This window comes from Bacillus changyiensis, from assembly GCF_027706145.1.
Lineage (GTDB): Bacteria > Bacillota > Bacilli > Bacillales > Bacillaceae > Bacillus > Bacillus changyiensis.
Map to the genome: position 1 here is coordinate 104,329 of NZ_JAQFWW010000007.1, position 26,241 is coordinate 130,569.

Annotated in this window: 26 protein-coding genes; 3 read left to right on the forward strand and 23 right to left on the reverse strand. The window is 38.4% G+C overall.

Annotated features, from left to right (window positions below; translation table 11 throughout):
* Nucleotides 1-3: 3 nt before the first annotated feature.
* Genes PDT38_RS17250 through trpD form a run of 13 tightly spaced genes read right to left on the reverse strand, consistent with a single transcriptional unit; the run spans nt 4 to nt 12,385 of the window.
* Nucleotides 4-396, reverse strand: coding sequence for a DUF6917 domain-containing protein (locus PDT38_RS17250; RefSeq protein ID WP_270803336.1), 393 nt, complete (start codon nt 394-396; stop codon nt 4-6).
* A complete protein-coding gene (locus PDT38_RS17255) occupies nt 393-1,313 on the reverse strand; it encodes a Gfo/Idh/MocA family protein (RefSeq protein WP_270803337.1) in 921 nt (306 codons plus the stop codon). The genes PDT38_RS17250 and PDT38_RS17255 overlap by 4 nt, the downstream gene beginning before the upstream one ends.
* Nucleotides 1,310-2,434, reverse strand: coding sequence for an Ldh family oxidoreductase (locus PDT38_RS17260; RefSeq protein ID WP_270803338.1), 1,125 nt, complete (start codon nt 2,432-2,434; stop codon nt 1,310-1,312). The genes PDT38_RS17255 and PDT38_RS17260 overlap by 4 nt, the downstream gene beginning before the upstream one ends.
* Nucleotides 2,431-3,741 carry a M20/M25/M40 family metallo-hydrolase gene (locus PDT38_RS17265; RefSeq protein ID WP_270803339.1) on the reverse strand — a complete coding sequence of 437 codons (1,311 nt, stop codon included), beginning with the start codon at nt 3,739-3,741 and terminating at the stop codon, nt 2,431-2,433. The genes PDT38_RS17260 and PDT38_RS17265 overlap by 4 nt, the downstream gene beginning before the upstream one ends.
* A complete protein-coding gene (locus PDT38_RS17270; protein ID WP_270803340.1) occupies nt 3,734-4,603 on the reverse strand; it encodes a sugar phosphate isomerase/epimerase family protein in 870 nt (289 codons plus the stop codon). The genes PDT38_RS17265 and PDT38_RS17270 overlap by 8 nt, the downstream gene beginning before the upstream one ends.
* Nucleotides 4,596-5,723, reverse strand: coding sequence for a DegT/DnrJ/EryC1/StrS family aminotransferase (locus PDT38_RS17275; protein WP_270803341.1), 1,128 nt, complete (start codon nt 5,721-5,723; stop codon nt 4,596-4,598). The genes PDT38_RS17270 and PDT38_RS17275 overlap by 8 nt, the downstream gene beginning before the upstream one ends.
* Entirely contained in the window at nt 5,723-6,853 is a 1,131-nt protein-coding gene (locus tag PDT38_RS17280; protein WP_270803342.1) for a DegT/DnrJ/EryC1/StrS family aminotransferase, read from the reverse strand. Before PDT38_RS17280 ends, PDT38_RS17275 begins: the two co-directional genes overlap by 1 nt.
* On the reverse strand, nt 6,850-7,875 hold the full coding sequence (locus PDT38_RS17285; RefSeq protein WP_270803343.1) for a Gfo/Idh/MocA family protein: 1,026 nt from the start codon (nt 7,873-7,875) through the stop codon (nt 6,850-6,852). Before PDT38_RS17285 ends, PDT38_RS17280 begins: the two co-directional genes overlap by 4 nt.
* 14 nt (nt 7,876-7,889) lie before the next feature.
* The gene (locus tag PDT38_RS17290) at nt 7,890-8,525 is read right to left on the reverse strand and encodes a phosphoribosylanthranilate isomerase (RefSeq protein WP_270803344.1); all 636 of its coding nucleotides are present in this window, start codon (nt 8,523-8,525) and stop codon (nt 7,890-7,892) included.
* A gap of 13 nt (nt 8,526-8,538) precedes the next feature.
* Nucleotides 8,539-9,348 (reverse strand): tryptophan synthase subunit alpha, encoded by an 810-nt coding sequence (gene trpA / locus PDT38_RS17295; protein ID WP_270803345.1) that lies wholly within the window; start codon nt 9,346-9,348, stop codon nt 8,539-8,541.
* Nucleotides 9,323-10,540 (reverse strand): tryptophan synthase subunit beta, encoded by a 1,218-nt coding sequence (gene trpB, locus PDT38_RS17300; RefSeq protein ID WP_270803346.1) that lies wholly within the window; start codon nt 10,538-10,540, stop codon nt 9,323-9,325. Before trpB ends, trpA begins: the two co-directional genes overlap by 26 nt.
* Nucleotides 10,541-10,557: 17 nt before the next feature.
* A complete protein-coding gene (gene trpC / locus PDT38_RS17305; RefSeq protein ID WP_270803347.1) occupies nt 10,558-11,364 on the reverse strand; it encodes an indole-3-glycerol phosphate synthase TrpC in 807 nt (268 codons plus the stop codon).
* A 1-nt stretch (nt 11,365) separates the two neighbouring features.
* Nucleotides 11,366-12,385 (reverse strand): anthranilate phosphoribosyltransferase, encoded by a 1,020-nt coding sequence (gene trpD / locus PDT38_RS17310; RefSeq protein WP_270803348.1) that lies wholly within the window; start codon nt 12,383-12,385, stop codon nt 11,366-11,368.
* Nucleotides 12,386-12,564: 179 nt separating this feature from the next.
* On the opposite strand from trpD, the gene pdxR reads away from it, so the two are divergent.
* Nucleotides 12,565-13,968, forward strand: a complete 1,404-nt coding sequence (pdxR, locus tag PDT38_RS17315) for a MocR-like pyridoxine biosynthesis transcription factor PdxR (RefSeq protein WP_270803385.1) — start codon at nt 12,565-12,567, stop codon at nt 13,966-13,968.
* 39 nt (nt 13,969-14,007) lie between these two features.
* Entirely contained in the window at nt 14,008-14,529 is a 522-nt protein-coding gene (locus tag PDT38_RS17320; protein ID WP_270803349.1) for a DinB family protein, read from the forward strand.
* Between the two features lie 92 nt (nt 14,530-14,621).
* Here PDT38_RS17320 and PDT38_RS17325 read toward each other — a convergent pair whose 3' ends face one another.
* The 10 genes from PDT38_RS17325 to PDT38_RS17365 all read right to left on the reverse strand — a co-directional run bounded on the left by PDT38_RS17325 (nt 14,622) and on the right by PDT38_RS17365 (nt 25,501).
* Entirely contained in the window at nt 14,622-15,824 is a 1,203-nt protein-coding gene (locus tag PDT38_RS17325; protein ID WP_270803350.1) for an MFS transporter, read from the reverse strand.
* 81 nt (nt 15,825-15,905) lie between these two features.
* Nucleotides 15,906-16,178 (reverse strand): ATP-binding cassette domain-containing protein, encoded by a 273-nt coding sequence (locus PDT38_RS17330; protein ID WP_270803351.1) that lies wholly within the window; start codon nt 16,176-16,178, stop codon nt 15,906-15,908.
* Nucleotides 16,179-16,283: 105 nt separating this feature from the next.
* Nucleotides 16,284-16,886, reverse strand: coding sequence for a dienelactone hydrolase family protein (locus PDT38_RS17335; RefSeq protein WP_270803352.1), 603 nt, complete (start codon nt 16,884-16,886; stop codon nt 16,284-16,286).
* A 49-nt stretch (nt 16,887-16,935) separates the two neighbouring features.
* Nucleotides 16,936-17,262 carry an antibiotic biosynthesis monooxygenase family protein gene (locus PDT38_RS17340; protein ID WP_270803353.1) on the reverse strand — a complete coding sequence of 109 codons (327 nt, stop codon included), beginning with the start codon at nt 17,260-17,262 and terminating at the stop codon, nt 16,936-16,938.
* A gap of 856 nt (nt 17,263-18,118) precedes the next feature.
* Entirely contained in the window at nt 18,119-18,877 is a 759-nt protein-coding gene (locus PDT38_RS17345; protein WP_270803354.1) for a ParB N-terminal domain-containing protein, read from the reverse strand.
* A gap of 43 nt (nt 18,878-18,920) precedes the next feature.
* Complete coding sequence (sbnB, locus tag PDT38_RS17350) at nt 18,921-19,889, reverse strand: 2,3-diaminopropionate biosynthesis protein SbnB (RefSeq protein ID WP_270803355.1); 969 nt, start codon at nt 19,887-19,889, stop codon at nt 18,921-18,923.
* A gap of 37 nt (nt 19,890-19,926) precedes the next feature.
* The gene (gene sbnA / locus PDT38_RS17355) at nt 19,927-20,886 is read right to left on the reverse strand and encodes a 2,3-diaminopropionate biosynthesis protein SbnA (RefSeq protein ID WP_270803356.1); all 960 of its coding nucleotides are present in this window, start codon (nt 20,884-20,886) and stop codon (nt 19,927-19,929) included.
* A gap of 2,401 nt (nt 20,887-23,287) precedes the next feature.
* Nucleotides 23,288-23,389 carry a LysE family transporter gene (locus PDT38_RS19540; RefSeq protein WP_394356308.1) on the reverse strand — a complete coding sequence of 34 codons (102 nt, stop codon included), beginning with the start codon at nt 23,387-23,389 and terminating at the stop codon, nt 23,288-23,290.
* A 367-nt stretch (nt 23,390-23,756) separates the two neighbouring features.
* Nucleotides 23,757-24,239, reverse strand: a complete 483-nt coding sequence (locus PDT38_RS17360; protein WP_270803357.1) for a DinB family protein — start codon at nt 24,237-24,239, stop codon at nt 23,757-23,759.
* Between the two features lie 32 nt (nt 24,240-24,271).
* Complete coding sequence (locus tag PDT38_RS17365) at nt 24,272-25,501, reverse strand: MFS transporter (protein WP_270803358.1); 1,230 nt, start codon at nt 25,499-25,501, stop codon at nt 24,272-24,274.
* 120 nt (nt 25,502-25,621) lie between these two features.
* Here PDT38_RS17365 and PDT38_RS17370 point away from each other — a divergent pair, with 120 nt between their 5' ends.
* Nucleotides 25,622-26,206 (forward strand): CGNR zinc finger domain-containing protein, encoded by a 585-nt coding sequence (locus tag PDT38_RS17370; RefSeq protein ID WP_270803359.1) that lies wholly within the window; start codon nt 25,622-25,624, stop codon nt 26,204-26,206.
* Nucleotides 26,207-26,241 lie beyond the last annotated feature (35 nt).

The following is a 26,241-nucleotide window of genomic DNA, read 5'->3' on the forward strand; positions in this document are numbered from 1 at the left end:
TCACTACCCTCCAAAAATAATTTCAGATTCAACCGAGATATGAAGTTCTTCGGCGGTCATTGTTTGTTCTACAGCAATTAAAATATTGTAATGATTAGGAAAATGACATTCATCAAAACCTAAAACATGACCTATTACCGTATTGTTTATAATGACTTGATCTCCGCGCTCAACCACGCCGCCACAGTTCATTTCTGCAAAACCAAGAAAGCCAACTTCATTTATGGTGTCACCACTTTTAGCATTTTTGTGTGTTGTTGTTACGATCTCGTGAATCTCCCCCTGTTGTACACAGCGTGTTTCGAAATCTATTAATCTCATCCCTCTGTCCCTTTGTTTGTGAAATAGTAATTTAACAAAAACACCTTTGACAATTCTCTTGTTTACGAGCTTCATATTTTTAGATTCTCCGTTTCATACGTTTCTTGTACCAATCGGACAGCATCTAAACCTGCTTCTCCATGACAATTTCCCAGCTCTATTTGCCTTTTGAAATCAAGTAAAATTTGCTCATATTCATGGTATAGAGACGACTTAAATTCAGGAAATTCTTCCAGCATATCGACATAAATCTTTTGACCATTCTTTAACATAATAAGAACATCCTTTTTCTCACCATGAAGATAACCCCAATCAAGTTCTACATGTACTTTAATATCTGAATTTGTGATTAACTGAATAGATGCTTTGATGTCAACATGATGTTCATCACGGATAATATTTGCAGCTTGCACCCTCATTTTCCCTAAAAAGAATGAGAGTGTATCAAATACGTTCGGTCCATTATCTGCAACACATCCACCACCGCATCGTTCTGGCTGCAAATACCACTTATCTTCCCCTGCGTGTTCTTCAATCAACTCTAAATAACTAGCATGAACTGCAGCAATCTCTTCTTTAGATGTCAACATCTCTACCGCTTGAACAAAATGAATATTGTATCTCCGATGAAACGCTGTGAACAAAGTAACATTCATTTCACGAGAAATAGCAACCAGTTCCTCAGCTTCTTTTAAAGTTAAAGTCAATGGTTTTTCGCAACATACATGTTTTCTAGCTTTTAAAGCATCTCGACATATTTCAAAATGTTTATCATTCGGAACATTTACAATCACTGCATCAATATCTTCCCTGGTTAATAGATCATGGTAATTAGAGAAACACAAAACTTCACTATCGTTAAAATTTTCAAGTCTTTCAACATTGAGGTCACAAACTGCAGTTAATAAAGGATCGTTCAGTTTATTTTGTAAAGCAAAAACATAAAATTTAGAAATAACTCCCATTCCGATTATACCAATTTTAAGACTCATGAGTGTGTGACCACCTTTTCAATTTCAGGTATAGTAATACCAAATTGGGTTCCTAATGTTGATAAATCTTCGAAAACATTTCTATCGATTGCGACTAACTCAGATTGGTTCTTTCTCATTGATTCTAAGTATCCTGGATAAACAACTTGGTTTGAATCAGAAGTAGTCGGACAGTTTAATAATGTTTCTAGCATTGAATCAATTTGACCTTGAAACTCTAACAGAGGACGAAATGCTTCCACATTTAATACGAGAAAAAAGTGGCCAATGTTTTGATCTTTTTTTGAATGATCATCACTTTGTTCTGTTTGTAATATTTGTGGATCTGGACCTACATTTGCGCCAGAAAGCACACCGCAAAGGATATCGACCAATAAACCTAAGCCATATCCTTTTGCTCCTCCTGTTGCTAGCGCCCCCCCAAGCATCTGAAGATGACCTGTTCCCTCGAAGTATGTATTGGGGTCGATTTGTGGCTGACCGTGATCATCAATTAACCAACCTTCGGGTATCGATTCTCCCCGGCGTTGAGCATCTCTAATCTTTCCAGTCGCAACAACGGTGGTACTCATGTCAAGTACGAAAGGTGGTACTTTTTTTGCAGGTGCACTCATGGCAATAGGATTGGTCCCAATCATGTTCACTGAACCACCTAAAGGGCGGGCAATCGTTTGGGAACCAAGATTTGTCATTGCTATTCCTATCATACCGTTTTTAAGCGCTAGATTTGTATAGTATCCAGCACTGCCAAAATGAGAACTTTGACGAACAACGACACATCCGACCCCGACCTCTTTTGCTTTTTGAATAGCGACATTTACAGCATAATCGCCAGCTACTAAACCTAGACCATGATGAGCGTCAATGACAGCTGTACCAGGCGATTCTGTAGCTATAGAGAATTCTGCTTTAGGATTGATACGTCCATCCATTAACCGTTCTAAATAGACATTTCTTAAATTAGTAACGCCATGTGTAGTAAAACCATGTTCATCTGCATAACATAGTACTTCAGCAGCAGTTTGACTGTGTTCATCTAATAGTCCTTGAGAAATGAAGACCTCTTTTATAAAATGACGCAAATCATTTTTTTGGATGTTTACAAAATGGTTAGTACTCATATTCTCAGCTCCTTCTTCAGCGATAGGTTACTGTATGCAACAAGTAAATCCCCAATGTTAGACGAATACGCCTCAAGCTCTTTTAATGTAATAAATTCACCTTCAGCATGTGCATTGTTATGGTTCAAGCTGCCAGGTCCATAAACAACTGTATAGATATCTGAACGCTGAGCCCACATTGCATCACAAGTAAAAGCATTATTTAATTGTTTCTCTGAGTTTCTTACGAAACCAAGCTGACCTAAAAACTGTTCTATTTCTAAGTTACGGTTGCTCAGCACTGGTAAACCGTGTTTCATCCATGTTAACCGACATATATCCTGTGTTTCTTTCACTGTCAACAAAGCAGACGGAAGCGCTGAAAATTCTTGCCTGAAATGTGTTAATGCCTGATCAACTTCTGTTTCAACCCAATTTTTGATGCGGTCACCATCTTTGTTTTCTACATAAGCAAAGTTCATGAGGAGCTGTCCTGTCCCAAAAACTTTATTATGCATATGTCCTGTATGAACACCTGCTAGACACATTTTTCCTCCTCGTTCTTCAATTCGAGTAGACAATTTTTTCAGTAACCATTGTGATAAATATCCTAAAAGCAGTGTCGCATTATGCCCATTATGTGGTGCATCATCTGTTGAATCATTTCCAATGACATCTATTCGTGCTGTCATAGAAGTACTAGAATGATCAAAGTAAACACCGTCAGATGGCTCTACAAATAAATTAAATCGACCGAAATATCCTTGTTCAACTAACGATTTGGTACCGTATATTCCCATAGCACCACCTTCTTCTCCTGATACACATTGAACTACTATTGAAAGATCATCTAGTAGATCATTCTTTTGGTTTAGTGCTGCTTCAATACCTGCTAACACTGCCACACCGGGACCTTTCATATCAACAGCTCCCCGCCCGCAAAACTTCTTTCCATCAAAAGTGACAGGTAATAAACCAGCAACTGTATCCATATGAAAATTAAACATCAGCGTCTCTTCTATAGAACGTTCTTTACCAAATCGAAGAACGAGGTTAGGTTGATTGTTCCAAAATAGATCTCCCATTTGTCTAGCTCTCTCACGAATAGTGAGAGGAATATGTTCTGACTGAAGTACATGGGGATTTGAGGATGCATGATAGACAATGTCACACATTCCATTAAATTGACTCAAAGCATAATCTGCGTATAATTGTTGCGCCTTTAATGTCTCAGATTTTACCCCTGTTTCCATCGGTGTGACCGTATTGATATGGAGTAGAGCTAACAGCAAATTGATATAATCTGTTGTGAACACTTGTTTACTCATGATGAATTCTCTCTTTTGTTGAAAGTTCATCTAAAAGTGCCTCTAAATGGTGACCATATTCAATATATGAATCCATAAATGAATCTGTTGTCCCACCTTTTCCTAAATGAGGGATCAGATGTAAATGTGGTTCTATGGAAAAAATCCCTTTGTAATGATGAGTTTTTAACAATTGTAAGCATTCTTTCACCTGAGAGTGTCCTTGCCCAGGAAATGTATATACAGTTTCCTCATTTTGCAATAGACCATCCTTGATATGAACATGTTCTACATATTGATATGTTTTTTGTAAGAACTCATAGGAATTATAATGGTATGCAATCCCATTTCCAGTATCAAACAGCAACCTTAGTGCAGGGTGATTCACTTTTTCTATTAAATAGAGCGTATTTTCTGCTGAAATACCTCCCCAACCAGCACAATTTTCATGAAGTAGGACAATATCTGATGTTTCAGCAAGCATTGATAATTCATACATTCGTTCAACCACACGGTTACGCCACTCTTCTTCTATTAGCCCGTCATTTGGGTATGACATGATTCTTACATATTTACCTCCGAGTCGATTCATCCTGTCTGAAAGTATTTTTAGCTCTTCTATATCATCCGCAAATGGAGAATGGATTGACCTTCCCCAGTTGCCAATGCTTGATGCGACCGCCGTCACTTTAAGTTCAGCTAACGATAACTTATGTCGTAATTGTTCAAATGTAGAGCGATCTAGTTGATATAGAGGTATCCCATTTACTGAACGCAGCTCGATCTCTTTCCAACCCAGTTTTAGATGTGCTTTGATTTGCACATCAATTGATGCCCCAGCCTCATCACTAATCCCTGATAGCGCATTCGCAATTTTAGACATGTGCATTCACAACCGATACAAACTGTAATACACTTTGCACAACATACTCGATATGTTCGTCTGGCATTTCTGCATAAAGCGGTATAGCAATTGAACGTTTAGCTATTCCTTCCGCCACTGGAAAATCACCTTCTTGATGCTTCAGAAAGGAAAAAGCCGGTTGTAATGGTAAGGCAAGCGGGTAATAAATCTGTGTTTCAATCCCTTTCTCATGCAGGAACTGACGGAAATTATCACGATTCTCCACTTGGAGAACATACGTATAATACACACGATCATAGGCTGTTTCATTGACTACTTGAATCTGCGGATATAAATCTTTAAATGCTTCATTGTAATCACTACCAATCTTCGAACGGCGTGCAAGCAATTGATCATATCGACTTAATTTGTGAACTAAATATGCAGCTACCGTTTCATCCATTCGATGATTATAGCCAAGATGATGATGGACAAAACGATTGATCCCATCCTGTCCATGATTTCTTAGCATCCAGCACATCTTCCCAAGCTCATCGTTATTCGTCACAATGATTGCCCCATCACCTATACCGCCAAGTGGTTTTGCTGGGAAGAAAGAGTATAACCCTACATCACCTAACATGCCTGCCATCTTACCATTCATGCGTGCTCCAAGAGAAACAGCACTGTCTTCAAGTACCAATAAATGATTTTTCTTGGCAATGTTATAAATTGCCGACATATCAGCCATAACTGAAAACAGATGAGTTGGAATGATCACTTTACTCTGTGGAGTAATCTTAGCTTCTAAATCACATGGATCCATCATTCCAGTCAATGGATCGACATCTACAAATATTGGTCGTCCTCCTAATAACACAATTGTGCTTGCCGTTGAGATAAAAGAGAATGCTGGAGTAAGCACATCCACTCCCGGGCCGACTCCCATCGCACGTAATATAATCGTCAATGCACTGGTTCCATTTGATGTAGCAATGGCGTGTTTCGCTCCGGTATAGTTACGTATTTTTTCTTCCAGTTCCAATACGTTTTCTTTCAAAATGAAATCATCAGATGTTCCGATTTGATAGACTATATTTTTGATGGTTTCGTGATCTTCTGCATAGCGTGCTGGGTAATTAAAAAATGGGACTTTCATCATTTACCCCCCTGTTTGTAAAACTTTTGAATAACCTCACAGACCTCTCGCACCTTTATTTCTGTTAAATCAGGATACATTGGTAGACCAACTGTTCGAGTACATGCTTGTTCAGCATTGGGCATACTACCGGATTTATAGCCTAGTTCTGAAAAACAAGGTTGCGTGTGTAATGGAGTTGGATAGTATGTTTCGGTGCCAATTCCATGTTCTGCTAAATAAGTCATTAATGAATCTCTCTGTTCCGCTTCAATTAAATAAACATAGTAAACGGGGTTTGCAACATCTTCCCGCTCTTTAATAACCGGTGTCTGAATTTGTGGTAATATACCGAGCAATTGATCATAAAGTCGAGCTAAATATGCACGTCTAGCGATCTCACCTTGTAAATACTTTAGCTTTACAAGAAGGACAGCTGCTTGAATATCATCCATGCGGCTGTTATAACCAATTACTTGATGAATATAAGGTCTACCTTCCTCTTGACCATGAGCCCTTAATAGTCGTGCTTGATGTGCAATATGATCGTCATTTGTTAAAAGCATACCTGCATCACCGATTGCACCAAGAGTTTTTGTAGGGAAAAAGGACAGAACACCAGCTGTTCCAACTAAACCAGAATGAGTCCCATCATTGAACATTGAGATGGCTTCGGCACTATCTTCAAGTATCAATAAATGATGCTTTTCTGCTATTTCACGAATAGCTACCATGTCAGCCATTTGGGTAAATAAATGAACCGGCATAATGGCTTTTGTCCGCTTTGTTATTTTGCTTTCAATATCAGCTATTTTGATGCTGTATGTTACTGGGTCAATATCACAAAAAACAGGTACGGCACCAACATGAGCTATGCTAGAGGCTGATGCAAAAAAAGAAAAACAAGGGACAATCACTTCATCACCAGCTCCAATGCCTGCTGCTTTCAGCATAATCACTAAAGCTTCTGTTGCATTCCCAACAGCAATAGCATACTTCGCACCTGTAAAAACCTGTATTTCTCTTTCTAATTCCCTCACAATCGGACCATTTGTGAACTTTCCTTGATGAAGAACTTCATCCAACTTAGAAGAAATGAGTGGCCATTGCTTTTCAAAAGAATTTCGATTGGAATAAAAAGGAACACTCATATGATCACCTCATCTTTCTCAGTAAACATCAATCCGCATGATTCCTTAGCTTGACAAATTGCTTTAACAATATGCGAATTAAATTGTACATCGCTAACCGGCTTTTCTTTAGATCCATCAAAATATTGATAATATTCTGTAAAAACAGACGAAAGTGGATCATCATACATCACACGTTCTTCCATAAGTTTTCCTGAAGCTGAATATATTTTAATCCATGAGTAACTATCATCTTTACTACTTGGATAATAGCCTAACACCCTGTGCTCTTTAAAATATAGACGGATACAACGTTCACGAATCGGATTTTTTAAGTTTGACAGTAATTCAGAAGTCATACCATTGTGATGCAATAAAGATATATTAGCCTGCCCCATATGAGGAACTGTAAGATTACCAATATGCATATCATCAACCTTTGCTGAAACGACTGCAACATCTGTCCCACCTAAATAAAGAGCAAGTGCCATAAGATGCGGTATCTCAACATCAAATGCGCTTCCATGGCTATGGTTACTCATCGTTCGTGATAATCTTGCCTTGTTTTGTTCTGCAACGATATGCAAAAGCTGTCCATATGTTTTCGTTTTAATGATTTCGACTAACCGAGAGGTCAAGGTGCTCGATAACCAATTGGCAACAACTAAAAGGTCAATAGAGAACTTTTCAATCACCTCATGTATGCTTGCTAGTTCTTCTTTGCTAGTTGCAAGTGGTTTTTCCATCATACATTTCGTAAAACCTAGCTCAGCCACTTGCTTTAAAGTTTCACTATGCACTTCAGGTGGTGTACAAATGTGTACAACAGTGTTTTTAGGATCAAAACCAGCTACTTCCTCTATGTTTGAAAAAAACTGAATATCTTCTTTTTCAAAGTCAGATGGCTTAACATATGGATCGACAACGCCTATTTTTTGGTCGAAGAGGTTGGTATGAGAATGATCAGAATAGGCTTTACGCAGACAATGTAAATGCAACTCACGACCTGCCTTTCCAAAACCGATAATTAAAGATTGTTGCATTGTTATCCCCCTCTCTATTTATCAGAACTGATCTTCATGACGCAGTTTCTTACACGGTTAACAAACTCATGCATCTTAAGAGGATCTTTCACATTGTTGGTCTCTATGCCACTACTAACATCTACTGCATAGGGACGTGTTTTTAAAATGGCTTCCTCAATATTGTCAACATTTAATCCCCCAGCAAGGATCACTTTACTTTTATCTTGAATGGAAACGATGTGTTCCCATGGAAACGACTTACCCGTTCCGCCAGATTTCCCATGAACGTGCGAATCAAAAAGAATTCCTCTAACAACTTCTTCATACACATGCAGATCTTCCAAATCATCAGCATGACGAACCTTGATTGATTTAATAACTGGCCGTTCAACTAAGCGACAATATTCAGCTGACTCAAAACCGTGTAACTGTATGGAATCCAAATGACAAAAGTTTGCGATTTCATTTACAAGTTCCAGTCTTTCGTCAACAAATACACCTACGCTTGTCACAAATGGAGGTATTTGGCAGATGATGTTTTTAGCTTGTTCAGGTGTCACCTCGCGCTTACTATTTGTAAACACGAAACCGATCGCATCAGCACCAGCTTCAATTGCACTTTTTGCAGATTGTAAGTTCGTGATCCCACAAAACTTAACTCGGACCATTTTGTTTCCTCCATCACGTTATTAACTTCTTTTGTGTTGCTTCTTTCAATGAAGCTATATAGCTTCTGACAACTGTTTCTATCTCGTTAGGTGCTGCATGTTTCATTACATTAATTAGAGCGCTACCTACTATTGCCCCATCGGCATACTCACACACTTCAGTTACGTGGTTTGTACTTGAAATTCCAAAACCTACACATAAAGGTGAATCAGTTGACGCTCGTACATGTTTTAAAAATACGGGTAATTCTTTAGACATATTCTCTCGCTCGCCTGTTACACCATTTACTGATATACAATATAAGAACCCTGAACTTTTTTTTACGACTGAAGCCATTCTATCATTTGATGTTGTTGGTGCTAAAAAAAATATCAAATCGAGATCGTAAGGACGAAACACATTTAACCAAGGATCAGCCATAATGGAAGGTAAATCAGGAATGATAAATCCGTCTACACCTGCTTTCGAAGCATCAGCAGCAAGTTGATCTAACCCATAAGCTAAAAATGAGTTGCAATATCCCATTAATACAATCGGAGTTTCTAAACCATTACTTCGCAACTTGCAAACCATTTTGATACATTCATTTAAATTTATACCATTTTCTAAAGCTTGAGCACTTGCTTCTTGAATTGTAGGACCATCTGCTAAAGGATCAGCGCACGGAACACCTAGTTCTAAAATATCAGCACCAGCATGACATATCGTTTTAATTACTGTTTCAGATGACTCCATGGTTGGATAACCGACAGGAATATATGGAATAAGTGCCCCTTCATTTCTTTTTTTAAGCTTCTCAAACGTATTCTTTATACGACTCATAGTCTGAAGATCTCCTTTCTCTTAAATTTTCAAGTGCATCTATAGCTTGGGTTAAATCTTTGTCACCTCTACCTGACAAATTGACAATCAGAATGTCTTCTTCATTCATTGTTCCGGCTATTTTCAACGCATAAGCAACAGCATGTGAGGATTCCAACGCTGGCAATATTCCTTCTGCTCTACACAAATACTCAAATGCTTCAAGGGCTTCATCATCATTTACATGTGTATATTGAACACGACCAATATCTTTCAAATAACTGTGTTGCGGACCAACCCCTGGGTAGTCAAGACCAGGTGCAATTGAATAGGTTTCCTTTATTTGACCATATTGATCTTGTAACATATAGGTATGAGCACCTTGAACAATCCCTAATGTTCCTTTAATAAGTGGTGCAGCATGTTGATCTGTTTCTATTCCTTTTCCTGCCGATTGAACTCCCACTAATTTGACCGACTGATCATCTAAAAAAGAATGAAACATCCCAATTGCATTACTCCCACCACCTACACAAGCGATCACGCAATCTGGAAGACGCCCTTCTAACTCAAGAATCTGAGCTTTTGTTTCCTCACCAATGACTGATTGAAAATCTCTCACAATCGTTGGAAAAGGATGAGGACCGACAGCTGAACCAAGTAAATAATAGGTATTATTAGCATTGGATATCCAATCACGAATAGCTTCACTAATGGCATCTTTTAATGTTTTTTGCCCATTGTTTACAAGATGCAACTCTGCACCAAGCAATTTCATTCTTTGAACATTAGGTGCTTGTCGTTCCGCATCAACAGCACCCATATAAATGACACATTTCAGTCCAAGTAAGCTAGCAGCAGTTGCCACTGCAACCCCGTGTTGTCCAGCCCCAGTCTCTGCTACAATTCGATTCTTCCCCATTTTTTTAGCTAGTAAAGCTTGGGCCAAAGCGTTATTTATTTTATGAGCACCTGTATGTGTCAAATCCTCCCTTTTCAAATATATCCTTGCCCCACCTTTCTCTGCAGTCATTCTTTTGAGAGGAGTTAACGGTGTTGGACGACCAACAAATTCTTTTAAAAGTTGGGATAGTTCCTCTTTGAACTCAATATCCTTCTTCGCTTTCCGATACTCTCGTTCCAAATCTTCTAAATTAGAAATCAATGTTTCCGCAACATATGCACCACCAAACTGTCCAAAAAATCCTTCCATCTTAGCCGTCACTCCTCTTACCTTTTTTCTCTTACGACTTCATTAAGCCCTAAAAACTCTTGAATTCGATTTCCTACATCATCTGACTTTAATAAAGCTTCACCAACTAGCATTGCATCAAATCCGATTGATTCTACTTTGAGAACATCAGTACGATTGTGCAAACCACTCTCACTGACTGTGACGATTGAAGATGGCAGCATCGAACGAATTTCTTCTGAACGCTTTAAATTTACTTTAAATGTCTGTAAATCACGATTATTAATTCCGATTATTTTAGCTCCTGCTTTTACCGCAAAAGTTGCTTCCTCCAAAGTAAAGCATTCAACAAGAGCCTGCATTCCAAGGTCGTGTACGATTGACAACATCTCAGGCAGTAACGCAGGATCAATAATACGAGCAATGAGCAGTACAGCGTCAGCCCCTACAGACCGAGCTTCAAAAATCTGGTAAGGATCAATAATAAACTCTTTATACATAACCGGTAAGTTCACTTGTGGGTCGTTTGCAACACTTTGCACAACATGAGGCCCGCCACCGAAAAAGACTTCATCAGCAAGAACGGAAATTGCGCTAGCTCCATATGTTGAATATGTGCGAGCTAGTGTAAGTGCATGAAAGTCTTTCCTTAATTCTCCTTTCGATGGGGACTTACGCTTTACTTCAGCAATTAAGGAAATACCCGGCTTTTGCAATGCATGATAAAAATCACGTGGTGCTCTCGCATCTTCTACCTTTACTTTCATTTCATTCAACGATTTACTCTGTTTCTTAGCTTCAACTTCTTGGATTTTATTTTGCAAAATCTCATCAAGCATAAACATTTTAACCGTTCACTCCCTCTTTACTTCGATCCATTAGTTCATTTAGCTTTTCTTTTGCTAAACCTGAATCGATAGCTTTTCTAGCTAAAATTAAACCTTCGCGAAAATCTTCAGCCTGACCCGCAAGCATTAAAGTTACTCCTGCATTTAGGCAGACTATTTCTCTTACACCGTTTTTTTGTCCATCGACTAGCTCTATTAACATGTTTTTATTATGATGAGCATCACCTCCAATAATTTCTTCATGAGATATATAATCAAGTCCAAATGAAGCAGGGTCAAATAGCATCTTGTTCACATGTCCATTCTGAATTTCATATAATTCAGATGGAGCGCTAAGTGAAATCTCATCCATTCCATCAAGTCCATGAACAACCAATGAATGTTTTGCACCTAACTCTAATAATAATTCTGCATATAAAGGAGCAAGCGTTCGGTTAGACACACCTAGTAAATGTCGTTTCGGGCTCATCGGGTTCCCAAGCGGTCCTAAAAGATTAAATACAGTTGGCACACCAATTTCTTTTCTAAGAGAAGATAGTTTTCTTAAGGAAGGATGAAATTTAGGAGTAAACAGGAATGCAAAACCACTTTCTTTTACCCAATTTGTAGCCTCATCAGGTAATAATTCTATTTTAATCCCTAACTCCTCTAACAAATCTGCACTACCACATAGACTACTTGATGATCGATTTCCACATTTTGCTACTTTTACTCCAGCAGCACTTGCCACAAGTGCTGCAGCAGTAGAAGTGTTAAATGAACCTAACATATCACCTCCTGTACCACACGTATCTACTACATCTTCTACTTTGTCAATCTGAACCATCTGCTCATGAATGGCTTTAAGAAAACCCATTAATTCCTGTTTTACTTCTCCTTTCGTAGATAATGCACAAAGAAATGCCCCTATTTGAACGGGTGTCAAATTTCCTTTTAGTATTTCACTCATACAGTCATAGGCTTCTTGAAAACTCAGTGACTGATTGTTCGTTAACTTATAAACTAATTCCTTAATCACAGTCTTTACCTCCTTAAAAAGACCAAGAATTGATGAATAGACCGATTCAAATTTACCTTTTTTGTTTAATAATGGGTTTGTTCTGTTTAGTTATACTTTAACATGCTATAATTCAGATGATTAGTACCACTTGTTAAGAAATTTTGTGGTACCACTTTTTTAAGAAAGGATCTAACATGATGTTACTGATACCAATTAATCGTCTTTCTACCACTTCTTTAACAGGACAAGTTTACCAGTATATTAGGGATCAAGTTTTAAATGGAAAGATAAAACCCGGTGAAAAGTTACCTTCAACAAGGGAGCTATCTTCTCACTTATGTGTCTCTAGAAATGTCATTTTAACAGCATATGAACAACTAATTGCTGAAGGTTTTATCGTTACATATAAGGGTTCTGGATCATACATTGCTGAAGGAACCTACTTAAAACAGGAAAAAATACAGACATACAAATTAAATCAATCGAATGAAAAATCTAGCAATGATAATGATATGATAGATTTCCGCTCAGGAGTTCCTGCGTTAGATTTCTTCCCTCGAAAAATATGGGCAAGGTTATCAAATATAACTTGGCATGAAACTAGGTCCTCTATGTTTGGATATGATGTACCTGAAGGTCGGATTGAATTAAGGGAGGCTATCTTAAATTATTTAAATAAAACAAGACAAGTTTTTTGTCATCCAGATCATCTGATTATTACATCTGGGGCAGTACAAGCATTAACACTTGTTTCTAGTTTGCTTTTAAAACCAAATGGACAAGTTGTTATTGAAGACCCTATTAAAGACAATATACAAAAAATCTTTAAAAGTTCAGGTGCTTTTCTTTATCCAATTCCGGTAGATCGCAATGGAATAAACACAGATTTATTACCCACCAACAAAAATCCAAAATTTGTATTCTTCACTCCTTCTCATCAATTTCCCTTGGGCGGAACTCTTTCAGTAGAACGTCAAATCGATTTAATCAATTATGCGAGAAAAAAAGATTGTTATCTTGTTGAAGATGACTATGATAGTGAATTTCGTTATGAAAGTACCCCTGTAAGTTCTTCACAAGGATTGGCCCCTGAACGAGTAATATATATTGGAACACTCAGTAACATACTATCCCCATCACTACGTCTAGGATACTTAATCCTTCCACCACATCTTGTAGAAAAATGCCGCAATCTTAAAAAACACTTAGATTTACATACACCAACAGTTAATCAACTTATTCTTGCACAGTTTATAGAACAGAGATATTTGGAGAGACATATCTTAAAAATGAAAAAATTATATAAAAAAAGGAGGGATTACCTTATTAAAAGATTATATGAAACATTCTCAAACAGAGTTAATATTTTTGGGTATTCGACAGGGTTACATTTAATTGTTGAATTTAAAGGACTTCAATTTACAAAAGAAATCATAAACAACATTGAAAAATTCAAAGTCAAAATTTATTCGGTAGAAGACCATACCATTCAAAAAGGCATGCATGTAGATAAGATTATCATAGGGTATGGACATTTAACTGAAGAACAAATTAACGAGGGAATCACAAGACTATCTAAGGCTATAAATCATATATTATAATGTGCCTTGAGTTTGTTTGAAGGTAGGAGGTTAATAGAAATGAATTTTCAACTTAAAGAAGCAATAGAAATTCTTGAACGCACACCAAAAACACTTCAGCATTTGCTTGATGGATTATCAAACTCATGGATCACCTGCAATGAAGGTGAAGCAACTTGGAATGCCTTTGATGTCGTCGGACACCTGATTGAAGGCGAAAAACATAATTGGATACCGCGAATCGAAATGATCATAACCAAAGGAGAAACTGAAACATTCCTTCCATTTGATCGCTTTACTCAACTTCAAGAAAATATTGGGAAAACGATTGAACAATTACTTGATGAGTTTGCGAAACTTCGTCAGGAAAACCTAGAAAAATTACAATGTTTAGTTGATTCACAGATTAACTTAGAGCAAACAGGAATTCATCCTGAATTCGGCATTGTCAAACTGAGAGAACAAATCTCAACTTGGGTTGCACATGATCTCGATCATCTCTCTCAAATAACTAGAGTGCTGGCGAAACGATATCAGGAAGATGTAGGACCTTGGAAAGGGTATTTGCGGATTTTAAAGTAAAATCAGCTTGAAGCTGTTCCCATTCATCTCTGCTGGAGCAAGGGTCTTGCCAAGATGTGTGATATCACTCTTTTGATCTAGCATAAATGACATCACTTGTTCTCCTTAATCTGAACAGAATCTAATTGGACAGCTTCCTGTTCTTTCATACCTGGAACGACGATATACATGATGATACACGGGAGCAAACAGATTGCTGCGACAATAAACGTAGTAGCCAGACCGAATTTAACAGCAATAACTCCAAAAATGACGCCAGACAAGATTTCTCCCGCAGCCCCCACACCTGAATGGACTGAAAATAATGTTGTTTTATATTGATCAGGGAAAAGTTGATTTAAATAATGATAAACAACCGGTTCTCGTACATCTTCTATAGCTAATAAAATAGAGGTTGATGCAAGTCCAATCGGTTTAACACCAATGGCTAATAATCCTGTTAGGATCATACCACTCGTTTCGATAATCGTGAGGACTGTCATTGACTTTCTGTCAATCATTTGCTCGACTTTCAGCATGAGCGTTAATAAAATAAACGTGCATAGCCCTGCAAACGCCATAACAAGCCCTAATGTTTTCGGACTAAAACCTATAGTCTCTAAATAGGGTTGCCAATAGCGGGCGATTGTATCATAAGTTAGCGCCGAAAAAAAGCCAGCAATCACGATCAGCATGACCCTTCGTTTATTTAAAATAAGCGTTAGACTTCGAGTCAATATTTGAAAAAAAGTTTCTTGAGAATCGTAAGGCTCATCTTCTTTGACTTCCGGAACTCTTATATAAAACAAACTCCACAAATACCAAAAAATATAAACTGAAGCTGTGAGAATAAACGGCAATATTTGATTTGCACTATACAAAAAACCACTGGCAATACTTGAGCTCGTTGTGAAAATGATCATCACTTGGGTATTTTTCATCATTTCCTTGCCAAACTGTTCTGTACCCGTTTCACGGCTCATCCAAGTTTGAAATGAACCTGAAATGAGTGCATCTGAAAGTGCCCACGTAACCATTGCAATGAGACAAATGATAAAAGTGTCTGAGAGAGGAAACAAAGCCCATGTTAAGGCTGAAAACAACAAAGATCCTGTGATAGACAACTTGACACCAAACCGATCAGCAAAAGTTCCCGAAGGAATTTCAAAAATTAACTTGGCTACTTCAAAAACAGTTCCTAGCAAACCGATGGTGAGTAAATCGAATCCACAGTCTGCAAGATACAATATCCAAATAGGTAAAAAAAGACCCATAGCTAAACCACGAAGGCTTGAAAAAAGATAGAAAACTCGCATGATTTGTCTCCTTATAATAACCCAAAAATCCTTATTATACCTTAAAAGGAAAAACTTAATCACTATTTTAGCACATTGTGGTTACAAATCAGATATTATTTTATTATTTCTATGTTTTTGCTCAATTAAAGAACCATGAATTAAATCCTTTCTAGTCCATGGGTTTCCATTAAAAATGACTTCTCCTGATGTTTGTTTGAGAAGACCACAAATTATGTTTAGTGGGGTTGACTTTCCCGCTCCATTTGGTCCTAAAAGACCGTAAACCGTGTTCTTCCTTACATTGATTGATACACTGTTTAAAATGTATTGCTTAGTTAAAAGCTTGGTTTGTAAAATATAATCGTCATTCATTGGCATATCACTCCTTCTTTATAAACAGAGTTTAACAATGAAAAATCCAGACTCTATCAACATGTCAATAAAAAAACAGATGATTGATCAATTCATCCTGATCTATCATCTGTTAGATGTTTGCTTAAAAAAATTCACGACTTCTTTAAACGCTTTTTGAGCTGAGTTTTCATTATATCTTGAAGAATAGGGATTACTAAATCCATGTAACCCACTAAACTGGTGGACACTGATATGATCATGATCTAACCTTGAAATGATGTCATTTACATGAAACGATTGTTCTTCTTCAGGAAAGAATAGCAGTGTTGGACATGAAGGTTTGACCTCTAGATAATCCCTAATTCTCGAACCATAGTATCCAATGATTCCATTGAGACCTTTTTCTTCACTGCACAACCAAGCCACAGTTGCCCCCACACTAAATCCAACAATATAAATACTTTTATATTTGTCCTGAATGTCGACTAGTAGCCTTTTTATGTTGTCAGCAGCATGAGCAAAACCGATGTTCTTCATAAAATGATCGTAGGCCATTTCCTCTTGACTATAGTCAAAAGGTGTCTTTCGTTCCAGTAGATTCGGACATATAAGATCAAAACCTTGTTCTGAAAACAATCGGCTGACATCGATCATGTGTTGGTTTATTCCATAAATCTCATGAACCAAAAGAATAAGACGATCTGATTGTTTGTTCATATGGATCAATTTTTCTTAACCCTTTTCTCTTATTTATTTGACGTGACGATTCCACTAGTTATATTTCAAAGAATTGTTGTCTCTCAACTTTGCAAACTCTTAATGCAAAATTTTCGTACCATTCCGTTTTACCTCTTTCTTGTGCAACCTGATGAGCTGAGTTTTCCTTCCAACTCTTGATCGCATCTAAAGATTTCCAATATGAAACAGTTAATCCTAATTGATGATCACGAGCACTTTCCAAGCCTAGGAATCCTGGCTGCTTAGCAGCTAACTCTACCATTTTGTCCGCCATTTTCCCATAGCCATTGTCACCTTCTGTTCTTTGCGAAGCAAAAATGACTGCATAATATGGTGGTTGTGGTGTTTTGGTAATGCTACTCATTATTTGTTCCTCCTATCGTCATCATGGGGAAAAACGTTATCATTCCTCAAAACTAAGTCCATCGAGTCAGAGTTGGTAAAAAGCTGAACGATAAAATATCAGTTCCAATTATTTGCGCTAGTAGGTCTATATGTCCAAAAAGGACAACGTTTTCACAGGTTATTAATTAAGAAAGGGGACTCTATTCGTCAAAAATAAACTTAATAGACAACCTCGTCATATCATTAACGGGGTATTTTTATGGACGCAAGAAGTTCTCCGAGCCGAAAATGGATTTTTATCTAGCTTGTTTTGATATTCATTCCTTTTTTTGTTTTCAAAACAACAATCCTTTACAAGAATCATATCAAACCTTATCAAAAAAAGGACTCTCTTTTGTAAATAAATAAGCTTTTAAGTTCTATGTCGCATTAACCCTATCTTTTCTTTACTATTTAAATGTGCTTAGATCGTGTTCTTTTACATTAATCTCGTTGATCGGCCTTGTTGATAAAGAATCATCTTGAGTTTTTAATTCCTGCCCCACTTCCTTCTTTAACACACATAACGACTTTAAATGTTCGTTTTCTTTGGAAACAAAAACACCCCTTTAGACAAGCATATCTAAAGGGGATAAATTAAATTAACACATCTTATAGAATCACGAAAAAATTATTTTATATTGAACGTGGAAAGTAAAGAAGAATCTTAAGAACTTCTGTTTCCATGGTGATCAGCTGTGCTATTCTCCATGTTTACTTTACATAGATGTTGTTGAAATCGTTATGACCTCTTTTCATCAGGTCTTGGGCAAGGTTGTCCAATAAGCATTCTCGGCGATTGGAATGTCTTTTTTCGGATGATCGCTTGCAGTTGATTAGGTCTCACAAACATAGACGGGTTTGGAATAATAGCGCAATAAGTTCCTTCTGCTGTTGAGCAATAAGTTCCATCCTTCCAGTTCCGTCTCAATATTTTGAAGCATCGAAAGTGGGATTTGCAGATTCAAGATTCGGCCTTGTATTTCAAAGCGCGTCACCCCTGCCGGCATGACTTTGCCTTGAAGTACGACCTCTTCAATCTCCTGCAAGGTATAAGTCGGATAGGAAATACGCAACATGTTGGGCTCAAGCTTGATCTCGATCTCCGCAGGTACCCGGGTGACACGGGATTGATGTTGGTACACATCGACAAGTTGATGCCAGGCGTCAAGTTGTCCCTCTGATGAAAGCGGATAGACATAGTAGGTAACATCACCCTTCTGAACTTTCGCGAGAGCATATTCTTTCAGTGGAACGGTTTCCACTCGAAATGCTTGTTGATTGTTCTCCAGATACGCCAGCAAATCTCCACTCGGGACGACATGATCCCAGTTTCCAACCATCACATCTTCCACATTAACAATTTGGAGAGGGATTTGGCTACATCCTAGTGCTTGCAAGGAACAGGTCCGGTGGGCGCCATCGATGATCAGGTACTGCCCGTTTTTCATTTCTACTGCAACCGGCGGGTGACGTAAAACCCCTTCCGTTTGGATGGACCGTTTCGTTTTTTCAAGTCGGGAAGGTTCATGCGCTTCATGCAAAACGATTAACGTACGATCGACCATTTTTAGATTAGAGAGAACATCAATCAAGATTCCTCACTCCCAGATATTGTTTATACCCTTACAGAAGATGCTAGTCAGCCAACTCGGTTCCGACACCGTTTTCTAACGCTTTTCGGTAATAGTACGTCGAAATCGCCACATCAAAGATTGCCATGCCCATCGGGTTGAAGAGGATCGGCTTGTTTCTTGGAAATGCTTTCATTTGATCTTCGCACACGACCTCGGTAATTGATTTCGTGTCACTTTTTTGGAGACCACGTTGCAGGTGCATCAGTTCGATATCGGTGTTCTCACGACAAACTTCTTCCCAGTCATCCACGATGATCGATTGGGTATAGTCCAAAATGTTCGGTTTGAAATCGCGCAAGGAAACGTTGAGCAGTAACGAGCGCTCTTTCGGCTTTTGATCGATATACCCGCTCGGAGACACAGTGCAGGTGATGAATACGTCTGCTTGCCTATACGCTTCTTCCCAGCTCTCCACGACTTCCGTACGATCCTTCATATCCTCCAAAAACAGGTCTGACTTGATCCCAGCGATGTCGTACAACAGGACTTTGGAAATGCGGTCTCCCAAGATGGCCGTCACCATTTGCAAATGCAACTGCCCGATCGGTCCAAAACCGATAATGCCAACAGTCACGTCTTTCAGCGGATACAGCTCATCATATTTTTGGATGATCAATCCGGTGACGGATGCGGTACGAATCCCGCTCATTAAGGCTGTATTCAGAACAGCCAACGGCTTGCCTGTGTCCGCATTGTTTAAGATGGTCACCGAGTGAGCGCGTTGGATCCCCTGCTGGATGTTGTTCGGGAAGCTGGCGATCCATTTAATTCCTGCCATATTAACATCTCCCCCTACAAAAGCCGGCATCGCGATGATCCGATTGCCGGGGGCGCGAAAACGTAGGTACGGCTTGATCGGCTGCGCGACATCTTGTTGTTGCAAAGTAGTAACAGCTTGTCTGATCGTCTCAATCGTCTGGTCCCATTCAATCCCAATCTTTTTGATGTTGTCCGTGTTCAAATATCTCATGATATTCCCTCCAGATTGTTCGTTGGATGTTTGACAGTTAGGCCATGATATGCTGTCCGCGCAGTATGTTGACCCAGTTGCGATTGTACACGGTGTTCACATACGGCATTCCACCGTCTGCGCAAATGAACAGGACATTCGGCTTTTTGGCAAACATTTTCTTTTGAAAATAGTTCTGAATCCCAGCAAATACGCTACCGGAAGAGCCGCCTACGAACAGCGCGTGTTTCTTCAACATCTGGTGACACCCGTCGATGGCGTCCAATTCTGAGATGTGTATCACTTCATCGATTTGTGCCTCTTTCAGATTAGGTGGCACCAAACTAGCACCGATCCCCGGAATAAACCGTTTGCGGGGCTTGTCTCCGAAAATCACAGACCCTTCCGTATCAACCGCAACCACTTTGATGTTCGGAAATTTTTCTTTGAGCCGTTTGGAAACACCGGCAATCGTGCCGCAAGAACTGACTCCGAGAAACACGTAGTCGAGTTCATCAAAACTTCTGGCAATCTCATCTCCAAGACCATAATAATGCCCGGCCACCGCATCCGGGTTGCCGTATTGGTTGGTCCAGAACGAATCCGGTATCGTCTTCAGCAGGTCTTGTACGCGTTGCAGCCTTGTTAGAAGGAACCCGTTCGTCTCATCACGTTCGATCACTTTTTCCACATGATCCGTTAAGGACAGCAGAACATTTTCATAGATCGAATTTATATTCGGGTCGATGACCGGAATGAACGTAATGCCCAGCCACTGACATAGGGTGCTAAGTGCAATCGCAAAATTTCCTGAGGACGATTCGATCACAGTGGAATGCCCATGTATTTCGCCGCGTTTGATCGCCGACTCCAGAATGTAGAACGCCGGCCTTACCTTCACACTTCCCGACAAATTTTGATATTCCAACTTGGTGAAGAGATTGACCTGATCATGTTCCAACGATACTAATTGGGTATTTCCAATCAGATGCTTCAAGGATTGAAGTTTTTCCAGCATTCGATTTCCCTTCTTTCGCGTTTTTACCGCTTTCAACATGTTGCGGTAATGTTAAAATTCGAATGTTCGGCTAACGATTGTCAACAGGTCGAAAAACATCTTTGGCATGAACGGCTCCGATCTCGGCTAAACGTTTACTCTAGGATGTTCTGCAAACCGTCCGTCACAGCGGACACGATCACTTTGATCTTGCCCGTCAACTTGCTGGTCACTTCGAGCGTCAATATGCGGTTCAAGGTTGCAAAGTATTCCAACGGAGTGGACGTCACAACTAAACCTTTAACGTACGAAAAGATCTTTCTTTCCATGCATCTTGTGGCTAGTGTTCGAGTCGGCGTTTACGTGACGAATCCCCTGCAATGTCTTTTAGGCAATCTTAGAAGTCAGCAGAAGCGATCGCCAACAATTCCTCGTCTAGGTGTATCCGTTTCCATGTCAAGCCGTTGTCAGAATTCCTCGGGAAAAAAGTCCAACAGTCGCAAATCATGTTCCTAATTCTTAACGACCTCCGTTCTTAGTAAAATTTGAGGATCATTGGTGAGTTCAATATTCGGCCATTTACATAAAACTTAATCCTACGAGAGAGATTAATTGACGTTGTCTTGCCTACAAACCCTAGATTTATTGATCAAATGCCATAGGGTTAAACATATCGAACAACCTTTTTCAAGAAAGTAATATTTGCTGATTACCCTTGTGATTGTTCGCGCAGACCTGACAATGATTATAGAATAGACAATGCCATTTCACCGTGGTTGTAACCTTCATCATCACTTGCAACAATGAAGAGCCTTTGCAAATCGCTCTCTTTCTCGTTAATTTCTCGACAAATTCTGCGATACCGGAAATGCGACTTGTTTTCTATGTATTAGTTTGGTAAAGAACCTATTTTTACTCTATTCTATCAAATAATCCCAAACGATAGTAACAAAATAGTAACACATCTTTATAAGGCTGTAAATGAACCTTTAGAATAATTCGAAAGTTCAAAAATATGACAAAAGTTCTATTTTCAACAGAGCTGGCCAAACACCGAAATGAACCTGGTTGTACACAAACTCAAATGAAAAGCTCTTTTTTCTTCGAGCGATAAGTCCATCCATAAGGAAACCTTCATATTACCGGAAACCAACAGCAATGGTTACGCAATTTGGAAAGTATTTTGATTTTTAGACAAAAAAAAGAACACCCTTGACGGTCACATCAAAGTGTTCCTTACTAATGGGTGGAACCCCCTGCAAACTGGAAGGTATATTCATAGCTCCTTATTCCCAAAATGCAGTGATAGCGATTGTAAATGCAAAAGTAACTAAAATGAATCCTAAACCACGATCAAACCAGTGCATATATTAATGATTAGATATATAACAATCGCTAATATAATTTCCCCAACATGGAGTCCGTTTTTTTACCCCTTAAAAAATTCCATAATTTAACACACAAGCAGTGAAACAGCATAATATATACGGATTCTTCAGGAAAGGATGATTTTATTGTATATCCCCTTTCTCTCAAGGCCGTATAGTACGCCTAATGTAAATACTACCTTTATCATATTTGCTGAACCTGATCCTTCTTTGCCTTTATTATCACTTGGCCCAGGTATACTCACCTATAATGCAAAAGATTTGATACCTATGTCCTCCATTTCGTATCCAGAGTTTAAGGTTCTAAGCCGTCCTGCTGCTGATTTATTCCAAAGAATTGTGGGGAATATAGAGCAATTAGCCAAACAAAAATGCGTAAAGTATTGTAATCAAGAGTGTCACGAAGTGTGTACCGAATGACCGATTCCCTTTTACTTAAAGCTTGAGGGATACTCAGGCTTTCCTTTATTTTTGAGGCGGTACAAAATTTAAGGATCTTGACAAGTCCTAGTTTACATAATAGTCCCTAGGGAAATTGATTTTTGGCCAAACCCTTAAATTTGCTGATTTTCAGTCTTGAGAGGAAATTTTATAGTCGGGAAATAATCCAAAAATCTCCCTCAGAAACTAAAAGACGAACTTCATTTTTCTCCATATAGCTCTTGTTTTCACTTTCAAATGATGATTGCACTTTTGGGCCAACAAATTTATTATAGAGATTGTTGACTCCGTTTAAATAAGATTAAATCCTTTTAAAGTATATAAATTTGCTTGTTTATGTCCTCTCTCCGCGTATCAATATTTCTCGTTTCGCTCGTGACTTCACGTTCGGTTAAATCCAGCGCATCCAACCAGGGGTATTGGAACCTATGAATTGTGAAAATACACTCAAAAAGAATAAAGTAGCTTTAGAATTTAATAATATGACATAAAAACCCTTCACAAAATCCTTGCCATCATATAGGTTGTTTCTGTAACTTTTCCTTCCTAGGGTACTTTAAATTTGCTGAACCCGCAACTGCTCGAATGGCGTTCTAACCTAACCAATGTAAATACAAAGCCCCTGCAAGTTTTATGATATTACATACGATAGGCCATTTTTCTAAAATAATCGTAAATCCTAAATAGAAGAGCACTGGCAATGGCCAAGAACTGTAACAATAGCGAAGTATTTTTCGTCACAATAACAAAATCTGGATCAGGTGCTAACCCGGCGAGGATGCCAACAAAAAACTTGTACATACAATGTGAGATCCCCCCCATCACTTTTTATTTTTTACGATATCGTTTAATAAGGTGTCCCTTCGCTATAGTGTATCAAGCTGATTATTACCTACAACTTTCATCATCATATCTTGACGAATATATGATTTTGCAAGAAGTACTAGTATTGTATCCGTGGTTTGAATAGCCTGTGGTGTTTGACTATCTATAAAACCAGCAATTCATACTTCTTGGTTATTCTGAATAACAACAGTCAGCCTTTGGCCCATACGTTTTTCTTCAATATAAATCTTTATTTTGTAATCGTTGATTAATCCCTTTGATTGCACCAAAATGCATTCCTTCGTGATAAAGACAAAAGCTTAAACATTCAGCAATACTGCTAATCTGCAATCCTGTAGAAGAATGATATATTTCTTGCAATGGTTGCGCTAGTCTTTCCGATAAATTTGCTTTCATTCTTTCTTGTTGTTCATTTAATAAGGCATTTAGCTCTTCGATTGTTGGTGTTTCGATAGCCCAATCTTTTGGAGATGTGCCTGGATTAAAAAGCTCAGGGAAGTGATTAGGGACAACTGCTTTTTCACCCGTAAGTTGAAAAGCAAATTTCTCCATTACCATGTAGATATGGCCTATATTCCATTTTATATTATTGTTCAATCCATCAGGGATTATTTCCAATTGCTTTTTATTTATCCCTTTTACATATTCTATTGTAGCTTTCCGGACAAATTTTAACTGTTGAAATAAATAATGACCCATTTATCATCCATCCTTTCTATTTACTAATATCTCTATTGCAATGCTGTTTTACTTTTAATTGATATAGTTTGCTCCTTCATTAATGCCGTTAGGACTACCCCAAGTCCTAATAGAGCGGCTCCTAACCAAAATACAGGTGTATAGTTGCCAGCCATTGTTCGAAGGTAGCCACCAAGAAATACTCCTAAAGCTGCAAACACTTGATGGATTAACCAACTAAATCCAAGAATACTTCCCATTGCGTTTTTCCCAAATTTATCACCGATGATTCCTGTTACAAGCGGAATGATTGGCATGGAGGAAATTCCATACACAATAGCAAACACATATAGCTGCCAAATACCTGGTGATATAGCAAGCCACATAAAAGCAAGCAACCTTACCACGTACAAAATAATCAGTAATTGCTTTTTCCCCATTACACGTGTCAACTGCCCAGTAATCCACATCGAAATCGCACTTCCGCAGGCAGCAATACCTAATAATTGACCACCAAGTGATTTCCCTCCTCCTAGATCAACTGCAAAATTTGGAAGATGCATGGTCACTAGGTATAACGTAAAACCACATGTAGCGAATCCTAGCGTTGCAACCCAAAACTCCCGATTTTTTAGTGCTTTTGACAAGGAAACACTTTTTGTTTTTGTAATTGATTCTACCGTATCCCCATCTGCCATTTGATCAATATCTGTAGGATTATTTTTTACGACAATTAACACGCATGGAACGACCATAACAAGCATAATGAAGCCTAAAACGACAAATGCCATCCGAAAACTAGAGCTAGCAATTAAAAAACCAGTTAAAGGAAGCAAGATAAGCTGACCAATATTCATCCCCATAGAGCTTCTAGAAAGCATTTTAGCTCGTTTCTTCACATACCACCGTGATACAAGTACCGAATTCGCCATGGAACCACACCCAGCAAAACCAATAGCAGTAAGCACACCATAGTAAAGAAAGAACTGCCATAATTGCGTGATTGTTGCCGAAAGGATAAAGGCACTCCCCATTAATGCAGCACTACCTGCAATGACAGTTTTTGGGCCAAACCGATCAATCATTTTTCCCGCAACTGGCTGGAAAATCCCCCAAGTAACCATATTCAATGATACTGCTAAACTCAGCGTGGTTAAATCCCACCCATATGTATCATTTAGCGGAGCGAAAAACTGTCCTGCTGTTAAATTCAATCCAAACGCACCCATCAACGTCAAAAAAGTTACCATTACTATTTTGGGACCTAAAAAAGTTTTCAACATGAAAATACCCCTCCTATTTTTAACCCCTTAATAATTTATTTAATGGTTAATAATATACTTCATTATTATTAACCTGTAAAATTTGTTATAATAGGTTAAAATAACAAGAAGGTGATTTACATGACAACTGAAATAAAGTTTCCACTTATATCAGGCCATATTTCAATGGATCTAGTTAATACTGAAGTTGTTCGACACGGAACCCGACATGATTTATTAACAAATACAGAGCATGTCCTAGCATGGCTTGATACTTTAATGATGGAAAACATCATTTTTAAAGAACAATTTAGACATCTAGAACAGTTGGGGGATCATGCATTCATCCTTTTACGGGAATTGCGTTCATTTCTTCGGGAAGGTTATGAAAATATGGCAGATGGAAAGGAACTTTCCTCTGATTGGATTACACATTTGGAATTACTTATGAAAAAGGCTCCTTTTACTTATCATTTAAAAAACGATATGTTAATTCCTACACCAATGGGAACACCAGAAAATGCGATCGCATCACTAATTGCATTCGATGCATTAAAACTTATGTCTTCAGGTCAATTAAGTTATATACACCGATGCGCTAATCCAGATTGCGTCTTATTATTTATTGATACACATGGACGGCGCAAATGGTGTTCCATGAAAATATGCGGGAATAGAAGTAAAGTAACTCGTCATCAACGTCAAAAAGCTCAAAAGAAATCATAAGTTCTATCTTGTAAAATAGAAAAACACGGGATGGA

Coding starts and splice junctions, on each gene's coding strand:
- PDT38_RS17340 (WP_270803353.1), bottom strand. CDS start 17,262: ATGAGTAGCATTACCAAAACACCACAACCACCATATTATGCAGTCATT.
- PDT38_RS17260 (WP_270803338.1), bottom strand. CDS start 2,434: ATGAGTACTAACCATTTTGTAAACATCCAAAAAAATGATTTGCGTCAT.
- PDT38_RS17290 (WP_270803344.1), bottom strand. CDS start 8,525: ATGGTCCGAGTTAAGTTTTGTGGGATCACGAACTTACAATCTGCAAAA.
- PDT38_RS17250 (WP_270803336.1), bottom strand. CDS start 396: ATGAAGCTCGTAAACAAGAGAATTGTCAAAGGTGTTTTTGTTAAATTA.
- sbnB (WP_270803355.1), bottom strand. CDS start 19,889: ATGAGATATTTGAACACGGACAACATCAAAAAGATTGGGATTGAATGG.
- trpC (WP_270803347.1), bottom strand. CDS start 11,364: ATGTTTATGCTTGATGAGATTTTGCAAAATAAAATCCAAGAAGTTGAA.
- PDT38_RS17325 (WP_270803350.1), bottom strand. CDS start 15,824: ATGCGAGTTTTCTATCTTTTTTCAAGCCTTCGTGGTTTAGCTATGGGT.
- PDT38_RS17365 (WP_270803358.1), bottom strand. CDS start 25,501: ATGTTGAAAACTTTTTTAGGTCCCAAAATAGTAATGGTAACTTTTTTG.
- PDT38_RS17275 (WP_270803341.1), bottom strand. CDS start 5,723: ATGAAAGTCCCATTTTTTAATTACCCAGCACGCTATGCAGAAGATCAC.
- PDT38_RS17320 (WP_270803349.1), top strand. CDS start 14,008: ATGAATTTTCAACTTAAAGAAGCAATAGAAATTCTTGAACGCACACCA.
- PDT38_RS17265 (WP_270803339.1), bottom strand. CDS start 3,741: ATGAGTAAACAAGTGTTCACAACAGATTATATCAATTTGCTGTTAGCT.
- PDT38_RS17255 (WP_270803337.1), bottom strand. CDS start 1,313: ATGAGTCTTAAAATTGGTATAATCGGAATGGGAGTTATTTCTAAATTT.
- PDT38_RS17330 (WP_270803351.1), bottom strand. CDS start 16,178: ATGAATGACGATTATATTTTACAAACCAAGCTTTTAACTAAGCAATAC.
- PDT38_RS17360 (WP_270803357.1), bottom strand. CDS start 24,239: ATGGGTCATTATTTATTTCAACAGTTAAAATTTGTCCGGAAAGCTACA.
- PDT38_RS17270 (WP_270803340.1), bottom strand. CDS start 4,603: ATGTCTAAAATTGCGAATGCGCTATCAGGGATTAGTGATGAGGCTGGG.
- PDT38_RS17285 (WP_270803343.1), bottom strand. CDS start 7,875: ATGCAACAATCTTTAATTATCGGTTTTGGAAAGGCAGGTCGTGAGTTG.
- trpB (WP_270803346.1), bottom strand. CDS start 10,540: ATGGAAGGATTTTTTGGACAGTTTGGTGGTGCATATGTTGCGGAAACA.
- pdxR (WP_270803385.1), top strand. CDS start 12,565: ATGTTACTGATACCAATTAATCGTCTTTCTACCACTTCTTTAACAGGA.
- PDT38_RS17280 (WP_270803342.1), bottom strand. CDS start 6,853: ATGAGTGTTCCTTTTTATTCCAATCGAAATTCTTTTGAAAAGCAATGG.
- trpA (WP_270803345.1), bottom strand. CDS start 9,348: ATGAGTCGTATAAAGAATACGTTTGAGAAGCTTAAAAAAAGAAATGAA.
- PDT38_RS17370 (WP_270803359.1), top strand. CDS start 25,622: ATGACAACTGAAATAAAGTTTCCACTTATATCAGGCCATATTTCAATG.
- sbnA (WP_270803356.1), bottom strand. CDS start 20,886: ATGCTGGAAAAACTTCAATCCTTGAAGCATCTGATTGGAAATACCCAA.